This is a genomic window from Kineococcus glutinatus (assembly GCF_039542765.1).
In the GTDB taxonomy this organism is placed as follows: domain Bacteria; phylum Actinomycetota; class Actinomycetes; order Actinomycetales; family Kineococcaceae; genus Kineococcus_A; species Kineococcus_A glutinatus.
In genome coordinates, this window is the sequence record NZ_BAABIL010000162.1 from 1 (window position 1) to 5,383 (window position 5,383).

Annotated in this window: 3 protein-coding genes; all 3 read right to left on the bottom strand. The window is 74.9% G+C overall.

Going from position 1 to position 5,383, the window contains the following annotated elements; genetic code table 11:
* On the bottom strand, positions 1-1,493 hold a 1,493-nt coding region (locus ABEB16_RS06975), incomplete at its 3' end, for a methyl-accepting chemotaxis protein (RefSeq protein WP_345711536.1).
* A gap of 103 nt (positions 1,494-1,596) precedes the next feature.
* A complete protein-coding gene (locus ABEB16_RS06980) occupies positions 1,597-3,534 on the bottom strand; it encodes an ABC transporter ATP-binding protein (protein WP_345711538.1) in 1,938 nt (645 codons plus the stop codon).
* A gap of 113 nt (positions 3,535-3,647) precedes the next feature.
* Positions 3,648-5,381 carry an ABC transporter ATP-binding protein gene (locus tag ABEB16_RS06985; protein ID WP_345711537.1) on the bottom strand — a complete coding sequence of 578 codons (1,734 nt, stop codon included), beginning with the start codon at positions 5,379-5,381 and terminating at the stop codon, positions 3,648-3,650.
* Between the last annotated feature and the right edge of the window lie 2 nt (positions 5,382-5,383).

Here is a 5,383-nt window from a genome sequence, read left to right on the forward strand (position 1 = left end):
GCCACGCCGTTGATGCTGCCGGCGATCTCCTGGGCGCCCGCGGCCGCGTCGACCACGCTGCGGCTGATCTCGGCGGTCGTGGCGGTCTGCTCCTCCACGGCCGCGGCGATCGTCGTCTGGATGTCGTTGATCCGCTCGATGGTGACGGCGATGCGGCCGATGGCGCCCACGGCCTCCGTGGTGTCCGACTGGATCGCCGCGACCCGCCGGGCGATGTCCTCGGTGGCGCGCCCGGTCTGCTGCGCCAGCTCCTTCACCTCGCCGGCCACCACCGCGAAACCCTTGCCCATCTCCCCGGCCCGGGCCGCCTCGATGGTGGCGTTCAGCGCCAGCAGGTTCGTCTGCTCCGCGATCGCCGTGATGGCCTTGACGACGTCGCCGATCTCGGCGGAGGACTGCCCCAGGCGGGTGATGCTGTCGTTCGTGGCCTGCGCCTCGCGCACGGCCTCGGCGGCGACGCGGGCGGCCTCGGCGGAGTTGTGCGCGATCTCCGTGATGGACACGCCCATCTCCTCGGCCCCCGCCGCGACGGTCTGCACGTTGGAGGACACCTGGCCGGCGGAGGACGCGGCGGCACCGGCCTGCCCGGAGGCCTCGGCGGCGGAGGCGGAGATCTGCGCGGAGACGCCGCTGAGCTGGGTGGCGGAGCTGGACAGCGCGTCGGCGGAACCGGAGATGGTCCGCAGCGCCTGGCCCATGCCCTGCTGGGCCCGGCGCAGCGAGTCGGCGATCTGCCCCAGCTCCGAGCGCGAGCGCACGTGCAGCTCGTGGCCGAGGTCGCCCTCGGCCATCGCGTCGGCGGTCGCGGCCACCGCGCGCAGCGAACCGACGAGCATCCGGCTGAGCCAGACCGCCACGCCCAGGGCCAGGACCAGGCCGATCGCGAGGGCCGCGACGACCCCGACGACCGCGGCGCGGTGCGCCCGGTCCGCCTCGGCGGCGCGGGCGGCCGCCTGGGACGTCTCGTGCTCCTCGACGCGGTCCAGCGCGTCGGCCATGTCGGAGATGACCGGCTGCGCGACCTCGTCGCGGACCTGCTGGTACGCGGTCATGTCCCCGGCGTCGACGAGCGGGACGAGCTGCTCGTCGCGGATCCGGCGGAACTCGGCGATCTTCTCGGTGAACACCGCCCAGTCGGCCGCCTGCTCGTCGATGCCGAGCGCCTCGTACTGCGCGACGGCCGCATCGAGGTCCTCGTCGGTGCCCGCCATCTTGTCGAGGTAGGTGGCGCGCGTCCCGGCGTCCTGCGAGCCGGCGTAGTAGGAGGCGAGCATCCGGGACTTCAGCTGCTCCTGGTGCACGTGCCCGCGGGCCACCAGGGCCGCGACGGTGTCCTCGGAGAGCGCCTGCGCCTGCGCGTTCGTGCTCGCGACCGCTCCGAGGCCCACGACGCCGACGACGACGGCCACCAGGGCGGTGAGGACCACGAGGGCCAGCATGCGGGAACCGACCTTGCGGTCCGCGATGAAGCGGGTGACGGCGTTCTCGGGCACGGTGGCGCTCCACACGACGAGGCGGAGGGACGTCCGGGTGGCGTCCTCGTCCCACCGGCATCGGCGGCGGCGCCGCCGCCCTTGAGCACGCGGCGCGACCGCCTCACCCGCCCGGCCCGGCCCTCCCGCCGCCGGGTGGCGCCGCGGTGGCCGCCCCCGGGTCCCCGCCGGCGCCCGCGAACTGCCGGGCGTGCAGCCGCGCGTAGGCCCCGCCCGCCGCGAGCAGCTCGTCGTGGCCGCCGCGCTCCACGATGCGGCCGGACTCCATGACGAGGATGAGGTCGGCGTCGCGGATCGTGGAGAGCCGGTGGGCGATCACGAAGCTCGTCCGGTCCGCCCGCAGCGCGGCCATCGCCCGCTGCAGCAGCACCTCGGTGCGGGTGTCCACCGAGCTCGTCGCCTCGTCCAGCACGAGCAGCGAGGGCTCGGCGAGGAAGGCGCGGGCGATGGTGAGCAGCTGCCGCTCGCCCGCGCTGACCCCACCGCCCTCGTCGTCGAGCACCGTGTCGTAACCCTCGGGCAGCGCCCGCACGAACCGGTCGACGAACGTGGCCTCCGCCGCCGCCCGGATCTCCGCCTCGCTCGCGCCCGGCCGGCCGAAGGCGATGTTGTCGCGGATCGTCCCGCCGAACAGCCAGGTGTCCTGCAGCACCATGCCGATGCGGGAGCGCAGCTCGTCGCGGCGCATCGCCGCCACGTCCACCCCGTCCAGGGTGATGCGCCCGCCGTCCAGCTCGTAGAAGCGCATGAGCAGGTTCACCAGCGTCGTCTTGCCGGCGCCCGTCGGCCCCACGATCGCCACCGTGTGGCCCGGTTCGGCGACGAACGACAGGTCCTCGACCAGGGGGCGCTCGGCCTCGTAGCGGAACGAGACGTGCTCGAAGGCCACCCGGCCCCGCGCGGCGGTGGGCCGCTGCGGCTGCACCGGGTCCGGCCGCTGCGGCTCGGCGTCCAGCAGCTCGAACACCCGCTCCGCCGACGCCACCCCCGACTGCAGCAGGTTGGCCATCGACGCCACCTGCGCCAGCGGCTGCGTGAACTGCCGCGAGTACTGGATGAACGCCTGCACGTCGCCCAGGCTCATCGCGCCCGATGCCACCCGCAGCCCGCCGACCACGGCGACCGCGACGTAGCCGAGGTTCCCGACGAACACCATCACCGGCATGATCAGCCCGGAGACGAACTGCGCCCCGGCGCCGGCCCGGAACAGCTCGTCGTTGCGCTCCTCGAAGACCGCCAGCACCTCCTGCTGCCGCCCGAACACCCGGACGACGTCGTGGCCGGTGAAGGCCTCCTCGACGTGCCCGTTCAGCGCCCCGGTGGCCGCCCACTGCCGCACGAACAGCGGCTGGGACCGCTTGGCGATCCGCACCGTCGCCACCATCGACACCGGCACCGCGACGAGCGCCACGAGCGCCAGCAGCGGGGAGACGACGACCATCATCGCCAGCACCCCCACCACCGTGAGCAGCGACGTGACGAGCTGGCTCATCGTCTGCTGCAGCGACTGCGCGACGTTGTCGATGTCGTTGGTGACGCGGCTGAGCAGCTCCCCGCGGGGCCGGCGGTCGAAGTACGGCAGCGGCAGCCGGTTCAGCTGCGCCTCCACGTCCTCGCGCAGCCGGTACACCGTGCGCTGCACGACGCCGTTGAGGACGTGGCCCTGCGCCCACCCCAGCACCGACGCCGCGGCGTACACGGCGAGCGCCAGCAGCAGCACCCGCGCCAGGGCGGAGGTGTCGACCCCGCGGCCCGGCACCACGTCCATCCGCTCCAGCATGGCGGCGAGGTCGTCGTGGCCCGCCGCGCGCTGCTGCGCCACCACCTCGGCCGTGCTCGTGCCCGCGGGCAGGCGGGAGCCGACCGCGCCGGCGAACACCAGGTCCGTGGCGCGGCCCAGGATCCGCGGGCCCACCACCGCCAGCGCCACGCTGGCCACCGCGAAGACCAGGACCGCCACGACGCGGGAGCGCTCCGGGGCCAACCGGGCCAGCAGCCGGCGCGCGGAGGGGCCGAACGACACCGCCTTCTCCGCCGGCATCCCCAGCTGCCGGAACGGGCCGCCGCCGCCCACCGGTGGGCGCCCGCCCGGCGGGCCCACCGGGCGGGCGGGTGCGGCGGGGCCCTTCGCGACCGGCTGCGCCGCGCGCCCGCTCACGGGGCCACCGCCCCGGTCAGCTGCGACGCCACGATCTGCCGGTAGGGCGCGCAGGTCCGCAGCAGCTCCGCGTGCCGGCCGCGCCCCACCACCTCCCCGGCGTCGAGGACCACGATCTCGTCGGCGCCGGCGACGCTCGCCACCCGCTGGCCGACGACGAGGACGGCGGCCTCGCGGGTGCGCTCGGCCAGCGCCGCCCGCAGGCGCGCCTCCGTGCCCAGGTCGAGGGCGGAGAAGGAGTCGTCGAAGAGGTAGACGGCGGGGCGGGCGACCAGGGCCCGCGCGATCGCCAGGCGCTGGCGCTGGCCCCCGGAGAGGTTCGTGCCGCCCTGCGCGACCGGCGCGTCCAGGCCCCCGGGCATCTCCTCGACGACGTCGCGGGCCTGCGCCACCTCCAGGGCCTCCCACAGCTCCTCGTCGGGAGCGTCGGGGCGCCCGTAGCGCAGGTTGCTCGCGACCGTGCCGGTGAACAGGTACGGCCGCTGCGGCACGTACCCGATGCGGTTCCACAGCTCCTCGGGGTCCAGCTCGCGCACGTCCACCCCGTCGACGAGCACGCTGCCGCCGGTGGCGTCCAGCAGCCGGGGCACCAGCGACAGCAGCGTGGTCTTGCCCGCGCCGGTGCTGCCGATGACGGCGGTGGTGCGGCCGGGGAGCGCGTGCAGCGACACCCCGCGCAGCACCGGCGCCGCCGCGCCCGGGTAGCGCAGCTCCACGTCGCGCAGCTCCACCTCCCCGCGCCGGGCGGCGGGCGCGACGGGCTCGGCGGGCGGCACCACGGAGGGCCGGGTGCCGAGGACCTCCTCGATGCGCTCGGCGCACACCGACGCCCGCGGCACCATCACCACCATGAAGGTGGCCATCATCACCGACATCAGGATCTGCATCAGGTACATCAGGAACGCGGTGAGCTCGCCGATCTCCATCCGGCCGGAGTCGACGCGCCCGGCCCCGAACCACAGCACCGCCACGCTGGAGACGTTCAGCACCAGCAGCACGACGGGGAACATCAGCGCCAGCAGCCGGCCGACGCCCGTGGCGGTGTCGGTGAGGGCCTGGTTGGCGGCCGCGAAGCGCCGGGTCTCCTCCTCCTCGCGGACGAAGGCCCGCACGACGCGCACCCCCGTGAGCTGCTCGCGCAGCACCCGGTTCACCGCGTCGATGCAGCTCTGCATGGCCCGGAACCCCGGCACCATCCGCCGCACGAGCGCCCCCACCGACAGCACGAGGGCGGGCACGCTCACCAGCAGGAGCCAGGACAGCCCGACGTCCTCGCGCAGCGCCATGACGACGCCGCCCACGCACATGATGGGCGCGGTCACGAGCATCGTGCAGCTCGTCAGGACCAGCATCTGCACCTGCTGCACGTCGTTGGTGGTGCGGGTGATGAGCGAGGGGGCGCCGAAGCGGGACACCTCCCGCGCCGAGAACCGCTGCACGTGGGAGAACACCGCCGACCGGACGTCGCGGCCGAAACCCATCGCCGCCGCCGAGCCCAGGCGGACCGCGGCGACGGAGCAGGCGATCTGCACGAGCGAGACCAGCAGCATCCAGGAGCCGGTGGACAGGATGAGCGCGCTGTCGCCGCGCACGACGCCGCGGTCGATGATGTGCGCGTTCAGGCTCGGCAGGTACAGCGAGGCGAGCGTGCCCACCAGCTGCAGCAGCACCACCGCGACGAGGGCGCGGCGGTGCGGGCGCAGGTGGGTGCGCAGCAGGCGCAGCAGCACGG